Source organism: Siminovitchia sp. FSL W7-1587 (genome assembly GCF_037963795.1).
Taxonomy (GTDB): Bacteria; Bacillota; Bacilli; order Bacillales; family Bacillaceae_C; genus Siminovitchia; species Siminovitchia thermophila.
The window spans coordinates 4,081,668-4,099,972 of the sequence record NZ_CP150169.1 but is presented as its reverse complement, the minus strand read 5'-3'; the positions used below and the strand labels follow the sequence as shown (position 1 = coordinate 4,099,972).

Here is an 18,305-nt window from a genome sequence, read left to right as displayed (position 1 = left end):
AGCATCCAAAGCATTGAACACCCTTGCCTATCCCCCATAAATGTTTTTTTCATTAATAAATAAAGTCATAGAATTTCATCTTTACACGCTGCAACATATTTTTCGATTTCACCAGATCAGACAAGGTTTGATTCATAAAATGTTTCACCTGGATATATTGTTCTTCCGTGATTTCATGATGACTATAAATAGATTTTTGATTGATTTTCACTACTTGTTCAAACTGTTGTATATATTCTTTCGAATACTTCTTTTCCAAGGCCTCCACATAAGAAAACGTTGAGCCCCCCTTTTTGGGAATCCCGTCATAATGTAACAAGAGCATGATATATGCAAATAGGTTGGGAATGAGTTCCTTATAATTTGTCCCTTCAAAACTTTCCTTTCTTTTTCGGACGTCTCTTCTTTTTTTCATTAAATATAACATATAACCTGCAAGGAGCAGCCCTATCACAATGATGATGGCGATTGTCCATTTTTCCAATAAAGACATTTTTTCTTTCGGTTTTTGTTTTTTCGTCTTTTTGTGTTCTCGATCTATCACTTCTTGTTTTCCGGAAGGTGCGTTACTGGAAGATGGAGCCACTGACTGATGATGATCGGGTGCCGCAGCTCCCGTTGGATAATTGGATAGATCTGTTTTCTCCATCATATGATAGTAAGGCGGAGTGACCTCGATCGGAATCCAGCCAATTTCATCAATATAAATTTCTGTCCAAGCATGGGCATTCGTGCCATTTATCGTCATTTTTTCAAATGGTGAAGTTCCTTTGACGTCCTTTGGTGTAATCAAGTAACCTTCCACATATCGTGAAGGAATACCTAAGTAGCGGAACATGACCGTCGCCGCTGTCGCAAAATGCGTGGCATATCCTTCCTTTGTATCTTCTAAAAAATGCATGAGAAAATCTTTGTCTTTCTGAACGGGCTCCACATTCATGTTGTATGTCAAATTCTTTCTTAAATAACTTCTTACTTCTTCAATCGCTTGCTCATATGATCGCCGAGTCTCTTGTTCCTCTTTGATCATCCCGAGATGGTTCTGAAGCAACAATCTTGTTTCGCGCGGAATGGATGTATAGTTTTCATAAACAAACGCATTATAATGGCTTTCATTCTTTAAATACTCATCCACTGCCACATGATTTTTTGCCTCATACAATTGACTTGCCAACGCAGGATATTTTGTTACTAAATTAACTTTAGATTGATACTTATAAAAGCGTTCACCGAAAAACGCGGTAGACATCACCTTACTATCAGCGAACGTTTTTACTTTGTCAAACTGATCTTTTCTCGTTGCCAGTTCATAGGGCACATAAAGATATTTGCTATTGGCATTTACATTATGAATAGTAATTTGGATATTTTGATTTTTTTTTGAAGCGACAGTTGTCATATCGGACACAGTATTTAACTGATTAAGCGCATGAAAATGCGATTTGTTCAGCCAATAAAATAATCCATGTGAATCATAATAAACACGCTGATCCAAGTCCGTCCAGCGTTCCTTAGTATAAACAGAACCCACATAGCCTCTTAAATAAAGCGATGTCGGCTGATCCATAATGACTTCAAGAGCAGGAACATCCAACAGTTTAAGCTCGCCAAGGTTTCTGAAGTCTCCTTGAGTAAAAGTGTTCGTTTTCTCTTTTTCATAACGAAATTCAGCCACTTTATTCGTTAATGCATATTGTAAATCAGCAATTGTTTCATTTTTTGAATAACCCGAAATCGGTTCAATCATATTCAATATAAGAAAAGTACTGCTACATAACACAAGCACAATCAATGAAACGGAAAGAACGACGCCATTTTTACGATTTCCGAATAAGGGCCCCCGGTCTGTTCGATGTATAAACGAGTCGTTGACAACGAATAATGCGCTAAAAAACAAAAGAACATGATGATAAATACTGGGCGTCATTCCCGTATATATTTGAAAAACAAAGAGGGGCAAAATAACGATCCACATCAAAAGAGCTTTACGATATCGAACGATGACATGACATCCGAATGCGAGCATGACCGAAACACAATTCCAAAAAGAACTGGCGGCCAGCCGATATTGATCCGCGTCAATCGAAATCGCATACTGCTTTATCATAAATCCGGTATGAATTCCTATCGTTTCCGCTATTTGGTTATTGATTAACAACAAGCCGGCGATCATCAGCTTATGTTGTATGACCAAAAATATGATCAGCAGAAACAGGAAAGACGCAAGCAATGCGAAGCGTAATGTAGATCGCCCAAAAACGTTATTCAAAAAGGCAATCAGGAAGAAGCCGGGAATGACGGCTAAAAAGGACACATCTTCCAGACGAAACATTGATAATATATTTAATACAAGTGCTGTATATAATAAGCCCGAAATCAACACATTCCCCATAAACCGCCAGTGAGTTGCTCCCTGGCCGCTTTCCGCTTTTCTGTTCAAAATGTGAATGTGGCTGCCCACCGCTTGCAAATGATCATTCATTGCTACATACCCCTTATATACTAAGCTGGCGTAATTCCTCTTCTACATTGTTTGGCGTAAAGATCGTTCCTTCCGCTGTCAGCCGTTCTCTATCATCCGGTAAAGATTCTACGCACTTTAATACCGTTATTTCTAATTCACTCGGCCAATCTTCGGCGAATCCACCAGCCTGTTCCGAAGTGATATAGACGATATGAGAACATATCTCTTCTCCCATATTCAAATAATGCCTCATGACAGATTGTTCACTTTCCAACATTTGTATCTGTAGGAATCTGCTGTATAAACCAATGAAATGATCAACAGAATAGACTTCCTCTATACATAAGTGATTCGATTCATGATCAAACCAACCGATTGAAATCACATGTTCATATTGCAACAATGAGTTTGAAATCGAAACAAAAGCTTCCATCATCGCATCTGTTACTGCGGGCGCTTCTCTTTTACGCCCCGGAGAAATCGAAGTTTCCAGTAAAATGAGAAACGAATGATCGACCGTTTCGCTTAGTTCCTTTACAATCACATCATCGAACTTACTGGTTAATTTCCAATGAATTTGTTTCACATTGTCACCGGGAACATACTCCTTTATGCCGAATATTTCACTGGAATCGCTCCCTTTTTTTACAGCGGCCGACATGACGCCATCTCGATGTTCTACATTCGCTTCACTTAGATCGATCGCCGCCAAAAAAGTGTTTGGCAAAACAAACAGCCGGGCCATCGACTTCGGCTCGCTTCTTGTTGAAAACACACCCATAAAATCGTAACAAGTGACTTGTTCGATCCTCAGTTCTATGCAACCGCTATAAGCACTAACCATTTCTAAATCGATCCGTTCCCGCGCCTTCGCATTGATCGCGAAAAATACATGCTGTTTCCGTTTTTCACCGGTCAAAAGATTGCGAACCGATAAAGTGCATTTTACTTTTGCAATGGGCAAAAAGGAATGATTTTTTGCTCGCAAGTAGATAGCACCTTCTTCATGTTTATGAACAGTTCCAACTGTTTCAATGGAGATTACCAATCTATTTTTTATCATCAGGATGCTCATTCCTAAGAAAAGTACGATCACAATTGAAGCAACGAGTAAAAATAGTGCAAAATAAGAATCAGAAAATACATAGAATAAAAGAACAAATAAAAGCAAGAGAACCATTTGTATTCTTGATTGCAGCATCCTTTTCCCCCTCGACCAACATGCTCCGCGGCTGTTCATGTTCATTCATGCGCTTATTGCCGTTCTTTCCATTGAGCGTGCCTCGCCGCATGACCGGATTCATATATTAATTCATGGCCATCCCTTGAATATCCGGCGTTTTTATTTCTGCTAAAATTTCTTCTAATACATGATGTGAACGTTCATAGGTGATTTTCGACTTTTGGTCTAAAATAATTCGATGATTACAAGTATCAATAAACAGATCAATCACATCTTCAGGAATTACATAATCCCTACCTGTGACAAAAGCATTTGCCTTCGCAATTTTACTTATGGCCAACGCTCCCCGCGGGCTTATCCCTTGGACAATCAACGGGTGCTCTCTTGTCGCCTCTGTTAAGTGCGTAATATATTCTAAAATGGCGTCTGATACATGAATCCGGCTCACTTCTTGCTGCATCTCAATGAGCTCTTCCCTGGAAATCACTTCGCGTACGAGATCAAGCGGCTGTTCAATCTGGCGATCTTTTAAAATTTCTACCTGACTTTGAAAATCTGGATAGCCGATGCTCATTTTTATCATGAAACGATCCAATTGAGATTGAGGCAGTAATTGTGTTCCATACGAGCCGACTGGATTTTGAGTTGCAATGACATGAAAAGGTACTGGTAAAGGATATGTCTTTCCATCAACAGTTACTTTTTTTTCTTCCATTACTTCCAACAAGGCCGCCTGCGTACGACTGGATGTCCGGTTTATTTCATCCGCCAAAAGCAAATTGCACATAACAGCCCCATGTCGAAAAATAAATGTCCCCTGCTCTTTCTCATACATCGTAAAGCCGGTGACATCTGAAGCAACCACATCGAGTGTAAATTGAATGCGATTAAAATCTAACCCCATCACCTTGCTAAAAGCGAGGGCAAGTGTTGTTTTTCCTACCCCTGGAATATCTTCAAGCAAAATATGGCCTTGTGCTAAAATGGCCATAAAGGCTTTTTTGATAACGTCATCCTTCCCTTTCATCACTTTCTTTATTTCATCGATCACTTCTTGAGATTTATGGTTCATCACTAAATTCTCCCTCGTTTTTTAAGTCAAATACGGTTACATGCCATATTTCACTCTTATTCTTTCTAATTTTTCACCGATTGGCTTAATCGTCAACAATAAAAAGATCACATTGGACACCGCATAAACCGCCATAAAAGGCAATGAAAGCGCCACGGTTGCCACGTAGCGAGAAAAATGAAACGTACCATCCAACGCCATCACAGTCCATATATCCATCAGTAAAGAAAAGACAATACCCGCAAAGATCCCATATAAAATAAGAAGCAATCGCCGACTTTTCAACTGCTCACTTATATATGGCAATCCTGCGATAAAACCAATCATTCCCCATGAAAACATCTGAAAAGGTGTCCACGGTCCTTGTCCGAAGTAAAAATTGGAAAGAAGAGCAGATAAAGCCCCGACTAAAAAACCCGCCTCCGCGCCAAAAAACATCGCCGTAATCACAACAATCGCAGTAACAGGCTTAAACCCCGGAAGGGCCGCGAAAATAAACCGTCCCACTACCGACATCGCAATCATGACAGCTAACATGACCATTTTTCTCGTATTCGTTTTCCCGCGCTCAAAGGTAAAAAAAATCGGGACAAATGATAAAACGGCAATGAAAATAGAAATAACCATATAACTCCGATCACGAAAAGGAATAACACCTAACGCGATCAAAAGAGGAATGAGAAATAAGATCATCAAATAGGTTGTTTGTTTTTTATACATGTGCATACTCTTTTCTCACACCATTTAACCGGCATATTTCAATCACATCTTCACAAGTGATCGCATTCTCATAACGATGCCGCGATATCCGATTCGCCGCCGTCGTATAAAAATGATTATTGGAAAAAAAGGGTCCCGGCTTGTCGATCGACACGATTTCCTGATCAAAAAACAAACCGCAGCGATCGGAAATTAACGCGGCGAATTCAACATCGTGTGTGACAACAATCATCGTCACTCCCTGCTGTTTTAAATCCAGTAAAATATCGCGTAAAACAAGCTTGGAAAAGGCATCAATTCCTTTTGTCGGCTCATCTAATAAAATAATCTTCGGTTTTAATAAAAGTATTTTTCCGAGTGCTACTTTTTGTTGCTCCCCGCCGCTTAAGTCATAAGGATGCTTGTCTAATACATGCGTAATCGAGAGCATTTCGGCAACTTCGTTTGTATATTTTTCAACCAATTCTTTTGTATAGTCCATTACTTTGCCGATTTCCTGATAATCTTCGCTCACAGTCGCTTTCAAAAACACCGTCTGCGGGTCTTGGGGCAATAACGCTAAAAGATGCTTATACAGCTCCTTTCCTTTATATTTTTTTATATTTTTCCCCTGAATGAAAACATCCCCGCGATATGCTCTATTTTGACCGGCTATGACGCTTAGTAACGTTGTTTTGCCCGAGCCGTTTCCTCCAAGAATGCTAACAATCTCTCCTTTTTTTACTTCAAGAGAGACTCCGGCTAATACATCCGGTAAATGTCTTTCATAGCGAAACCAAATATTTTTCAGCTGCAAGACAGTTTCTTCTTCGCTATCATGATCCCTGTTTTCACAATCCACTCGGACAATATCGTTGTGAAAATGCTGTAAAAAAGCTCTGCCTTCACGAACCGTCAAAGGACTTTTCCCTTCCCCACCTACCCCATAAAAAATGCGGACAGCGCTCGGTAAAGCTTGCAACATGTTATGAGTTGCGTCGATTTTCTTTAATTGCTGCCCGACCGATTCAGGGCGTTCATTGAGGATGAGATTGCCTTTTTCCAATACAATGACTTGATCGGCGATCGGCAAGACTTCTTCCAAGCGATGCTCTGCCAACAAAATGGTTACACCTAAATCTCGATTTATTTTTTGTAATGTGCCAATAAATTCTGATGCCGCAATGGGATCTAACTGAGATGTCGGCTCATCCAAAATAAGCACTTGCGGTTGCATCACCATAATCGAAGCCAAGTTTAACAACTGCTTTTGCCCACCCGATAATTCCGTTGTTTTTTTTCGAAACCAGCCGTGAATGCCGAAAAAATTCGCCATTTCTCCGACTCGGCGGCGAATGATAGATGTAGGAACACCGATGTTTTCCAAACCAAACGCCAATTCGTGCCATACTTTATCGGTTACGATTTGGTGTTCCGGATTTTGCATCACAAAGCCGATATCACTTGCCGCCGTTCGTTCGTCCAATTCGTCAATGTTGACCCCTTTGTAATAAATATCCCCTTGCCGTTTTCCATGAGGAGACAGCTCCCTTTTTAGCAATCGTAATAGTGTCGTTTTGCCTGAGCCGGATTCACCAAACAGAACAATAAATTCTCCTTGTCGAACATTAAAATGTATATTTTGAATCACACTTTCCTTTTGCTGCGGATAGGTGAAACCGACATTTTCGACCTTAATAATCTCCACTGGATATTCTCCTTCGCTTCCATAATACAAGGAAAAAACATGAGTAAAAAAATACTGATATAATGGATCAGGTTTGCTGAAGTGATGGCGAATGGAGATATGAACGGATAATAATGAAACGCAAAATCTCCTTTGTGAAAGCCGATCACGATCAAAATGAGCAGTAATACCAGAATGCCAAACATCCAGCGATCCCTTGCCTCCACTTTAAACAACGAAAAATTCGTCCGTCCTTTCAGCCCATACCCCCTTGCCTTCATCGCATCTGCCTGGTGGATCGCATTTTCCAAAGACCAAGTCAACATACTATTGAAAACGCGCATACCGCTCAACATTTTATCTGTTACACTTTCACTCGTATATAAGCCCAGTGTTTTTTGCGCCTGGTGCACTTTTTTTATTTGCCATTTAAATAGCGGAATAAATCGTAAAGCCATAGAAACAACTAAAGCCAATTTCGGAACCGCTTTTCCAAACAAATAAAGAAATTTATCGGCCGTCACAAGCTCACTATACGATTTGCTCCAAAAAATAATGGCCACTAGCATTGTTGCAATCGCCACGCCATAGATGATCGCTTCAAAAGTCACAGGATTATTATTCATAAAAAAGAGAATCGTTTCACCATTATGGCTAAATAGTGGATTGGTTATCGCAATTAATAAAAACACGAGCAAATAAAAGCCGATATCCTTACAAAAGGTTTTCAATGGTGTCATCATCGCGAAAAAAAGCAAACTCCCGATCAGAGAACAAGCTAAAACGACGGGATTTAACGTAAACATCGTAATAAATAGAACGAACACGTAATAAAAAAATAAAACGGCTGGATGAAACGAGGAAAAGCTCTTCATTTTACTTTCACCTCGTTTTCGTTCATGTTTCGTTTAAATTCATGGCCTACATCTCTCCCCAGATCACACGTATAGTGAAACTCGATCACATCTCCATCTTCCAACACATATTTACTCACACCATAATCGGGAAATGTCCCATTTACCGCGTACATCCAACCACTTAAAGGACCGCAGGAAAATTCATAGAGATGATGAATCCCTTTGATATAAACACTTCCAAACGCATTTTCATCCGCACCTTGAAACTCCATATGGATGCGATTATGGCGAACTGTCCGGTGCAAAATATCAAAAACTGTATCCCCTGGCCGCAGCACATATTCTGTTTCTTTTAAAATGACACCGTCTTTCGGAACATATTTTTCAGATCTTAGTTCAGGAGATAATTTATCCCAGTTCTGTAAAATCGTATCAGCCCGGATACTGATCGTAACCGTTTCTGAGTCTTCTCTTATGTCATCAATATGCGTTAAGTAATACTCATCGACAGATTGAATCTTTGTCCCGGAGATTAAGACTGCCACGAGGAGAGCGATAAAAGCGAGCAGTAACAGATCTTTTCGCAACGTCACTCCCCCTCGCTACATATTCTCGTCGGTGACAAGCATTTTCTGTTTTAACTTTTCCAGCTTCCTTTTTCTTCGTCTCCATATGAATACCATTGTCGCTACAACAAGGATGATACCAATGGCGATAGAGATCATGCGCGCGCGAATGAGATTATCGATTTGTGTTTTTGACTTTTCAACATCTTCATAACTTAATATTTTCTGTTTGTCATAGGTACTCAATTGTTCATAACGGGCAACAATATCCTCGACATGATCCTTATCTTTGATCGAAAGCTGATGAAAAGGATACAACTTATCCAAAATATCCTTGTTTAAGGCTTCGATTTCGGCCTTGATTTTTTCTATGGCCGCTTTCTTGTCATGTAAATCATCTAAAAGATGCTCATATTCGTTGCGATTTTCTGCCGCTTCTAATTTCTCAAGCAGTTTAACGACCTCTACGTAATGTTCTGTAGTCACCTTTTGCGGTAATTTTTTGGCCTGATCCTCTTCTTCTTTTGTAAAAATAGCAGGTGAAAAGACTTCTGCGTTTTGATTAAATAAAGGCGTAATTGTACCATTTCCACTTTTTGTTTCGCCGATGTTTTCAGCAATCCGTTCTGACGTATTTTCTATCTGTAAAGAATTCATCGCATCCGCCAGTTTGGCGTAATTAAATACGTAAGAACGTTCAGCGATCGGAATCTTCAAATAGGACGAAAAAATCTCCTTCACTTTTTCACGATCTTTATTTGACACGGGCTCTGGCAAATTCTCAATCGAATGTTGAACCGAATGTATTTGTTTTTTTAAAGGGGCATCCATTTCACTGCGAAAATCATAAAGTGTTCGATAGTCGCCATAGTAGCGATATAGTGCGACAAGAGCATATAACGCTTGTTCACTTGCCATCGGATTCGATTCATTCGGCAAAGACGACGGGTTTTCGGGATCATATGTCTCTGAATGAATAAACCCGCCATCATTCAATTGATATTTCTTCAATCCATCAAGTAACGTATTGCCATTTTTTATAAATCTTTCATCTTGTAGTGGGTCTATCCCGAGCGCTGTTAAGGCGACGATCACTTGAGCAATGCTTTCTACATTTTCCGCTTCCTGGCTCGCATAGCCCCCATCATCCAATTGCAATGTGGACAACGTCTCAATCGCTTCATCAACCGCTTGACGCACTGTTTTTGTTACTTTTTCTTCTGCCGCCTTTTGTTCATACGTATACACTTGTTCGCTATTATAGTAAGGCGCCAATGCTTGCAAAGCCATTGCCGTCATATCCGGATCGGTTTGGGGGCCATGTAAGGAAAAGCCGCCATCAGGCAATTGCATGCGTAAAATTGCTTGTATCATATCATTTCGATCAGCAGACGCATCCTTTGGCACTTTATAACGCATACTGTCAAGCGTGATCAATCCCCAAATCCAGCCGTTTATCCCTTGCTTGCCGAGTGATTTCGTCTTGCCGCGATCATACGTACCATCTGCAATGAGGTTGATCGGCTGTCCCTTCTCATCTTTTCCGATTTGTGTCGGGTCGCCGCCCATCGCTAAAATCGCTAATGAGATCCGATGCCATTCCGTCGCTTTTGAATCACTCAACTTATTTTTTTGTTGATAACGTTGTGTAACCGTATCGCCAATGACCGCCAAATAGGCTTCATAATCGTCAGGATAGCCAATTCTGCCAATGCCGATCGGATACCAGTCTCCCGTGGTATCCCCGGCATTTTCCAAAAATGGATTGTTCAGTAATGGATCTCCCGCGCTCAAGCCGATACTGCCCTTTTTCCAATTGATAACCCTCTCTATATCTTCTAATAGAGCTTCCGGTTCCACGGGCGGAGTTTCCGCATCTGCCGAAGCGGCCATCGTGACGACAGTAACGACCGATATGATGAACACTGTCACAATTCGTGATACATAATTATTCTGCATGCTTACATCCTCACTATCGAAATCCTACTTTACCATTCCTTATGATAATTCGTTCCCGGACTTCCTCCGCCAATATCAGCGCCCAATGCCAGCGTAAAGCGAATTCGAACGACTTGACCATCTTTAAAATAATAATCGGCAAAACCGACGTTCGGGTAATGGCCGTTCACACTATACATCCACCCCGCCCCACTCGAAAAATCAAACTCACCTAAGAAGTCTGAATAGTAATCATTTAATTCAAAATCTCGTTCAACGAGCTCAGCTAAGTCTGCAGGAATGACCGGATTCGTCACTAAACCCGGTTTATAAATGGCTTCTAAGTAGAATGAGTTTTCATGTTTTCCGGTATAGTCATACTCAATGCCATATTCTTTAAACACCCGGTCAATCGTCCTAGATCCGGGTTCGTTTGGATAAAGATCAACTTCTTGTGGCGGAATGATATAGCCCAGTCCGATCGTAGACGCTTCAAGACTAAACGTTATCGACCCAATCTTTTCGTCTTCGTTGGCAATTTCCCCATATACCGTCAGTTCGTATGTCCCGATACTCCCGCTTTTTTGGTCTATGGCTGTTATTTCAATATGGTTAGGTCCATTTTGCACATTGAGAGAATAACTAACTAGTGTCCCATTACTATGATTATAAGGAACCCTTTTCCCATTGTTTGTAACGGTAATCGCTATATGATTACTTTGCAGCTGCTTGCCATTATCATCGACCACCTTGACATGGAAGGTTTGTCTCGGGTTTCTTAACGTTTGCCCGTCTTCAAGATCCGGTACGATGATCTTCAGAATATTTTCCGCTTCATCGCCATCTTCCTCTTCTGCTTCACCGCTTTGAGGTATTGCGTAAGTAACGGTATAGTCTTGGGTAAGTGTTTTTTCACCACTTTTGGCTGTTAGTGTGAAGAAGTTTGTGCCTTCTGACAGCGTTACGGAATAGTTTCCTTTTCCATCATCCTCAATCGATTCATCATTGAGTGTCACAGATAAATCCGCTTTTTCGTCTCCATCTTTAGCAACCGCAAAAAAGGAAAATGCGGCGTGAGTGACCTCTTGATCCTCTAAATTAGTGTCTATGGTTAATTCTGATTCCGTTTCTGGTTGCTGATATATAACGCTATATGCTTTTTCCGCTTTTTTTCCTTCATGTTCTGCGGAAATAACAATGTGATTCTCCCCGGCATGTAAAACCGCTTCGTATTGATGCGTGCTTGCTTCTTTCAATGGGCCATCATTTACAAGGACCGTTAGCGGTATCTCTTCACCATCGACTTCAGCTCTCGCTTTAAATGATAGTTCTTGTTTATTGACTTCAGCTTTATCTTCCAGATCAGAATAAATGATGATTTCTTTTACTTTTAAAATAACGGTATATGTTTTAGAGACAGAAAAGATCTTGCCGTCTTTATCTTCATACGTTACTTTCACGGTGATTGTATTTTGACCTTCGGCCAAAGTAACCGAGCCTTTGAACTTTTCTTCTAATTGCTCATTCACAAAGACCTCTGTCTGTTTCACGATGTAGTCATGTTCTTTTTGCTTAATGCGAAACGAATATTCTTCATCTGTTACAACTTCGCCATTCACAATGGTCGTTGTAAAATAGTCGTTGTCTTTTAAGCCATTTCCATCGGTTACATGATCAGGATCTTTGATTTCAATATGCGGGGAATCGTTGTCCACTTGATCGCCTTCACCCGAATGTCCAGTATCTTCACCAGTTCCCTGGCCTTCAGCATTCTCACCTTTTGTGTATCCGTCACTGTTATGGCCATGTTGTTGATTTGCTTGTCCCTCTTTACTCTGCTTTTCTTTTTTAGCGTGTTGGAACTCTTGCTGATCGTTTTTTTCTTCCTCGTTTTCTTTGCGGTCTATATTTTCTTTATTCTCTCGTTCACTTTGACTGTCCCTTGTCTCTTCCGCATGGACTAAATGTTTATGGTCGCTTACTAAAGGAACACGCGAACTGTTGTCTGACGTATCTTTAAGAGGATTATCAGGAAGCACGGTCTTTTGATGACTTAGAGCGTAACCGACATACGTCATGAAAAAACTCACAATGAGAAATGCGGTCAACACTTTAAACATTGTTTGTCGCTTTGGAAAAGCCCTTTTCAGTTTATTCATTATTTTTCCCATAAAAATACGCCTGCCTTTTACTACCATTGTTTCATTCCTGTACTCATCGAAGCAGTCAAGAGTATTGTCCTCCTTCGGTCACTACAAGAAAAGGAACGGCTTGAAATGAATCGTTGTAAAAGCCGGAAAATATAAGCTTTTACAACGATATGTTGCTGCTTGTTAGGCGGCTTTCGGAGCAGTCAGTTCTTCTTCCGCCAATTCTATTTGACGAAGAGCCTCATCTATATTTGCTTGAGTGGCATCGACTGTTTGAAGAACATTTAACGCATGATCATAGGCCTCTTTCAATTCTTTTACAGATAAATATTCTTCTTTCTCACTACTGCTATTAATTTCCGCTATCTTTTTCGTTAGTGCATCTTTATTGACCAACTCAAAAAAGTTGTAATCCCAACCGCCTCCAATATCCCTACCCAAAGCGATTGTATATTGCACACGCATCACATCGCCGTCACTCAGATAATAATCAGCGAAGCCGACATTGGGAAAGATGTTATTTACTGAATACATCCAACCCGATAAACTATTAAAATTAAATTCTCCCAATGCCCCATCATGATAGTTTTCCTCGTCATAGTGACCATTCAACGCCTCTTTCAAAACCTGGGGAATGGCAGGAGGTGACTTATAAATATTGTTAGTTCCATCCAACAAATAGGAAAGATAGAAACTATTCTCAAGTGTTCCTGTATGGTCGTAATCGTACCCGTACTTTTTTATTAAAGCGTCTAATTCGTGTGATGCCCGTCTTCCTTTCGTAATATCCACTTGTACAGGTTCAATGACATAACCGAGACCGATGGTGAACGCCTCTAAACTGAACGTGAAACTGCCAATTACATCGCCATCTTCCGCTTCTTCACGAATTAACGTATATTGTGCGGAATACGTTTTCCCATTATAATCAACAACAATTTCAACTTTGTTTTCCCCGACCTCGAGCTGTAATGTATAGCTCGTCTTTTCCGAATCATCCCAATTAACCGCTACCGGGTTACCGTTATTCGTTACTTTTACATGTGAAGCTTCGATCTTATTACCGTCACTGTCTTTTGCCCATAGATCAAACGTAAGTTTATCCGCTTTCGTCGTTACACGATCTTCCAAACCCGTTGTAATCGTCACTTCAGTTGATTCTATTGTGTTAATGCCGTCAACTACCGAGTTGGCACTTGCCGCTGATGTCATAAAAGGCATTAAAAGGATGAACAAAATGAATAATAAAGAACAACGTTTCTTTAGTGTATTCACACCTTCGCCTCATTTCTTTTATTAATGAACGTACTACAAAGTGGGCGCTCTAAAACCGTGAGCAACCTCACGATTTTAGAGCTGGACTTCCATTTAAACTGATCTTTTTTTACGGACGAAGTAAATGGCTATACCTGCGATGATGAAAACTAGACCAATGATCAGCAAATTAAACATATTGGTCGCTGTGTTTGGCAATTTTTTGGCGCCGTTGGAAGCTTTTTTCTTTCCATATTCTTGGTTCTGTTTGGCATTTGCATGATCACCAGAAGGACGCTCTCGTTTTTTATCTTTATTTTCATCTTCGGCCGTTTTAATTGCGGGTGAACCAACAATGCCCTCATTTTCCGGATCTTGTGCTTGATTCTCCTTTTCTAGTTCGGTTAATTTTTCCTCGAGCGCTTCAAGCTTACTCATATTTGAAACATACTGCCTTTGCTCTGCCGTTAAGTAATCATATGCTTCTCGGGCGGCGGCTACTGCTTCCTTATGCGCGACAGTCAATTTGTCCAGATCAGGAAGTTCTTGGATCATATTTTCAACGATTTCAGCTGCTTCCTTGTTTTTGGCTTCTTGTTCCAAAATGATTATTTTAGATTCCAATGCAGATAATTGCGCTACATTTGAAACTAATTTTTTCTGCGTTTCTGTAAGACGATTATAAGCTTGCCGCACTGTTATGACCGATTCTTTATCCGATAAATTGATATCGGCTTCTTTCGGAAGCCTATGAATCATGTCCTCCACCTTTTTAGCAGCTTCTTTATCTGCTAATTCGGCCGCTATTTGTAATTCTTTGAGTTTCGCCTCTAGTGCAACGAGCTTATTGGTATTAGCCACTAATGTTTGTTGGACCTGCGTTAATTGATCATATGCCTTGCGCGCTTCCGCGACCAGTGCTTTCTGGTTTAGTGATAGTTGCGACACTTCAGGGAGCATGTCAATCATCGTTTCCACTTTTTTGGCCGCTTGTTTGTCCAGTTCTTCCTGTTCCAATTGACTTAATTTCGTTTCAAGTGATGTGAGTTTTTCAATATTCGGCACTAACTTTTGCTGGGCCTCTGTTAAGCCATCATAGGCTTGTCTTACTTTGGCAACAGACGCTTTATCATCTAGATGGATTTCCGATTCATTTGGAAGCCCGGCGATCATCTGTTCAACGATATCGGCAGCGGCCTTATCCGCCTCGATTTGTTCCAATTCGAACATTTTTGCTTCAGTTTCGTCGAGTTTTGCTTTATTGGCCACTAAATCTTGCTGTGATGCTGTTAAACGATAAAACGCTGTTCTCGCATTTTCAACGATTGTTTTATGGTCTAATGTCAATTCTTCGACTTCAGGCAATTCAGCAATGATTTGTTCGACAGCTTGTGCCGCTTCTTTATCTGCTACTTCTTGCAATACTTTCAGCTTTGCCTCTGTCTCAACAAGCTTTTCTACATTGGCGACAAGACTTTGTTGTACTTCTGTTAAACTGTCATAAGCCAAACGGGCATTTTCTACTAACGCTTTATCTTCTAGCTTTAGATTCGCCGCTTCTGGCAGCTGTTGGATCATTTCCTCCACTTTTTTAGCGGCTTCTTTATTGACTAAATCTTGTTCTAACTCTAATAATTTCGCTTCTAACGCTTCAAGCTTTTGTATATTGGCAACGAATGTTTGCTGCGGTGGAGTCAAGTTGTTATAGGCCGCTCGCGCCCCTTCAATGGCCTCTTTATCATGAAGGGTTACATTCTCGATATCAGGCAAAGCCGCAATCATCTCTTCTACTTCCTTTGCTGCTTCTTCATTTGCGCCTGACTCATCCACCCATTTTGCATAAAACGTTTTATCTCCATAGCTTCCGCTCGCGATAGCTGTTACTCGTTCGCCTTCAAAGCTTGGATTGTCATACCAGCCTTCAAATAGATAGCCTTCATGTTCCATTTGCCCGGCTGCCGGAAGTGGAATTTCCGCGTCGTCTATCGTATATGTTTTCGGTATGTCATCCCCAATTAAAGTCCCGCCATTTGTTTCATAATGGATGTTATATTCAATGTTGTCATACTGTGCATACAATGTAATATCGTGTTCCGGCATGACGAGCTTTTCACCGGGTAGATAATCCGTGCCGCTTCCGTCTTGTTTGGAATTCCAAGCTTTGAACTTTTTCCCCTGGATGTTTTTACCTTCGGGAATTTGCACTAACGCATAAGGTGAAACCTTGTTTGTTTGTACTTCACCATTAGAATGGAAGTTGGCATCATGTTTTTTAGCAGCCATGTTTTTGTATTCGCCGTTTTTCATATCGGTCATATCATATAAGGCATTCATTCCTTTTTTAAACCGATCATAGGCAATCAGTCCATAAAGCGATTGTTCGGTCGCCATGGCATTTACTCTATGTCCCGAACCACCGCCGCCGTCATTTCCTGTCGTGACATGCTTAAAACCGCCTATTTCTGGCGAAGAACCACTGCCATCATCCCAAAAAGTGAGGAGTGCATCGATCATATTATTCGTCCAAACGCCGTCTTGAACAGCGCCTTTTTGAATAAAGCTTACATGTTTGCCAATCCGCTTAAGCTCCACCTTTTCTTGTAATGGATCGATGCCGAGAGCGGTTAGCGCAACGATAACTTGGACAGTACTTTCCGCATTCACATTTCCAAAAGCGGCGTATGCTCCGTTCTCCTGTTGCAGAACAGACAACATATAAATTCCTCTTTCCACGGCTGCCGCAAACTCTTCATATGACGCCTCCGCCCCGCTCGCAGCATAGCGCTTTTCATCACCATAGTACGGAGCTAACGCTTGCAGCGCCATCCCTGTAATATCCGGGTCTGGGTTGCCAAATAAAGACCAGCCTCCCACCGTTCCGTCAGCTTGCGTAATCTCTTTACTTAAAATGTAATCAATCATTTTTCCGAAAGTATTTACGTCCGGATTTGTGGAATCAGGATAAAATTCATATCCTCCCGTATTCATCGCGATAATTTCCCAAATCGGCCCATTAATTCCTTGCCTATAAGAAAAACGATATGAGCTGGATAATTTTTCAATAAAGTCGTAGCCTGCTACATCTGTAATATCGTAGCCTAATGCTGTAAGCGCCAGAATGAGACGCGACCATTCAGTAGATTTAGCCCGATGAAGGTTTCCTTTTTTATCCGCCACATATTGTTCGATCCGGCCAAGATAATCTTCAAAATAGGTATCTGGCACATGGTTCATGTAATCGTGACCCGCATACATGCCTCGCAATAAACCCATGACAGCCCATTCTCCACCAACCGATCCCATACTTGGCTTTTCTAGCGTTTCAAGTATGTACCTGGAGGAAGCATTCATATAAAAACCGATTTCCGGTTCCTTATCTTCCCAGAAGCGAATGTCCAACTCTTGATAACCTGTTCTCGGATCGTAAGCCTTCCCAAAAGCAACTTGCGGCACAATGCTTAACATCAATAGAAAAGTCAGTAAAACCGCAGATAACCGTAACGAACGCTTCTTAATAACCCCCACTTTTTTCCCCCCACATTTGTCTGTAGAGCTTGTTCTTGTCCGAGTATGTAAAATGACGCTCGAGAAAAATCTTTCCCTCCTCCAACTTCGGAAAAACGAAAAAGCCTTGGACTTCCAGAGAAGCCCAAGGCGATTAGGTATTTTGCAAATCTATAAACATAATAGATGGTTGTCTCCATCTATATTGATGACATAGTGACTCATACTTCACCTTTCTCCGGAAGGCTACATATATACGCGTTAGGCAGTTCTCCTGACTTTTGGATCATCGCTTCCTTCCGCCTTCCCGGGGTATTCCCCAGTGGCATAATGGAAAGTCGCTCCTCAATTACAGTGGCCGGACCGTTCAGGACTTTCACCTGATTCCCTTTTAATCTTTTACAAATAAAAAGAACCTAATTCGTTTTTCCATTATTCAGTTGTAATTTGGAGTACAAGCTCTCAATTTGAAATGTTACAGAATTCTAAAAAAAATGTCAACTTTCCAAAGCAAGAATTGGTGGTTTCTTTATGTAATTGCTTCCAAACAAACCTTTAAAAAACGATTAAAACCTGTAAAAGTTGTGAATAAAATAAAAAACAAAATCTTCATGTCTTTTCCTGATGTGCCTAACATCATATGAATCAATGTTTTTTTCCAAAAATAATAGCTGTTTTCTAAAAGGAATTTACAAATATTGTCCTGTATATGATTTTTTATTTTTCACAATCGAACCCGGTGTTCCTTTGACAATGATTTGATCGCCCTTTTCTCCTCCTTCAGGGCCTAAATCCACAATAAAGTCGATCTTCTCTATTTGCTAATCATCCAAACTGTTCAATCATCCGTTTACTTGCTCGAAATCGTCCGGGATATATTGGGAAAAATAAACCGGCAAAGTCTTGCCGAAGCCAGGCAAGTAACAATGGA

Annotated in this window: 11 protein-coding genes and 1 riboswitch; all 11 genes read right to left on the bottom strand. The window is 40.7% G+C overall.

Going from position 1 to position 18,305, the window contains the following annotated elements:
• Nucleotides 1-52: 52 nt before the first annotated feature.
• The 11 genes from NST31_RS19190 to NST31_RS19140 all read right to left on the bottom strand — a co-directional run bounded on the left by NST31_RS19190 (nucleotide 53) and on the right by NST31_RS19140 (nucleotide 17,395).
• Nucleotides 53-2,482 carry a transglutaminase-like domain-containing protein gene (locus NST31_RS19190; protein ID WP_339162690.1) on the bottom strand — a complete coding sequence of 810 codons (2,430 nt, stop codon included), beginning with the start codon at nucleotides 2,480-2,482 and terminating at the stop codon, nucleotides 53-55.
• 13 nt (nucleotides 2,483-2,495) lie between these two features.
• Entirely contained in the window at nucleotides 2,496-3,665 is a 1,170-nt protein-coding gene (locus NST31_RS19185; protein ID WP_339162688.1) for a DUF58 domain-containing protein, read from the bottom strand.
• A 106-nt stretch (nucleotides 3,666-3,771) separates the two neighbouring features.
• Complete coding sequence (locus NST31_RS19180; RefSeq protein ID WP_339162686.1) at nucleotides 3,772-4,719, bottom strand: MoxR family ATPase; 948 nt, start codon at nucleotides 4,717-4,719, stop codon at nucleotides 3,772-3,774.
• A 36-nt stretch (nucleotides 4,720-4,755) separates the two neighbouring features.
• Complete coding sequence (locus NST31_RS19175; protein ID WP_339162685.1) at nucleotides 4,756-5,439, bottom strand: ECF transporter S component; 684 nt, start codon at nucleotides 5,437-5,439, stop codon at nucleotides 4,756-4,758.
• Nucleotides 5,432-7,126, bottom strand: a complete 1,695-nt coding sequence (locus NST31_RS19170; protein ID WP_339162683.1) for an energy-coupling factor transporter ATPase — start codon at nucleotides 7,124-7,126, stop codon at nucleotides 5,432-5,434. Before NST31_RS19170 ends, NST31_RS19175 begins: the two co-directional genes overlap by 8 nt.
• Complete coding sequence (locus NST31_RS19165) at nucleotides 7,066-7,980, bottom strand: energy-coupling factor transporter transmembrane component T (protein WP_339162681.1); 915 nt, start codon at nucleotides 7,978-7,980, stop codon at nucleotides 7,066-7,068. Before NST31_RS19165 ends, NST31_RS19170 begins: the two co-directional genes overlap by 61 nt.
• Nucleotides 7,977-8,549, bottom strand: a complete 573-nt coding sequence (locus tag NST31_RS19160; protein WP_205179833.1) for a DUF4430 domain-containing protein — start codon at nucleotides 8,547-8,549, stop codon at nucleotides 7,977-7,979. Before NST31_RS19160 ends, NST31_RS19165 begins: the two co-directional genes overlap by 4 nt.
• Nucleotides 8,550-8,564: 15 nt before the next feature.
• Nucleotides 8,565-10,487, bottom strand: coding sequence for a hypothetical protein (locus NST31_RS19155; protein WP_339162680.1), 1,923 nt, complete (start codon nucleotides 10,485-10,487; stop codon nucleotides 8,565-8,567).
• Nucleotides 10,488-10,516: 29 nt separating this feature from the next.
• Nucleotides 10,517-12,637: a DUF4430 domain-containing protein gene (locus tag NST31_RS19150; RefSeq protein WP_205179835.1), complete on the bottom strand. Its 2,121-nt coding sequence runs from the start codon at nucleotides 12,635-12,637 to the stop codon at nucleotides 10,517-10,519.
• 162 nt (nucleotides 12,638-12,799) lie between these two features.
• Entirely contained in the window at nucleotides 12,800-13,891 is a 1,092-nt protein-coding gene (locus tag NST31_RS19145) for a DUF4430 domain-containing protein (RefSeq protein ID WP_077114223.1), read from the bottom strand.
• A gap of 93 nt (nucleotides 13,892-13,984) precedes the next feature.
• On the bottom strand, nucleotides 13,985-17,395 hold the full coding sequence (locus NST31_RS19140; RefSeq protein ID WP_339162679.1) for an InlB B-repeat-containing protein: 3,411 nt from the start codon (nucleotides 17,393-17,395) through the stop codon (nucleotides 13,985-13,987).
• Between the two features lie 225 nt (nucleotides 17,396-17,620).
• A riboswitch (cobalamin riboswitch) is annotated at nucleotides 17,621-17,809 on the bottom strand.
• Nucleotides 17,810-18,305 lie beyond the last annotated feature (496 nt).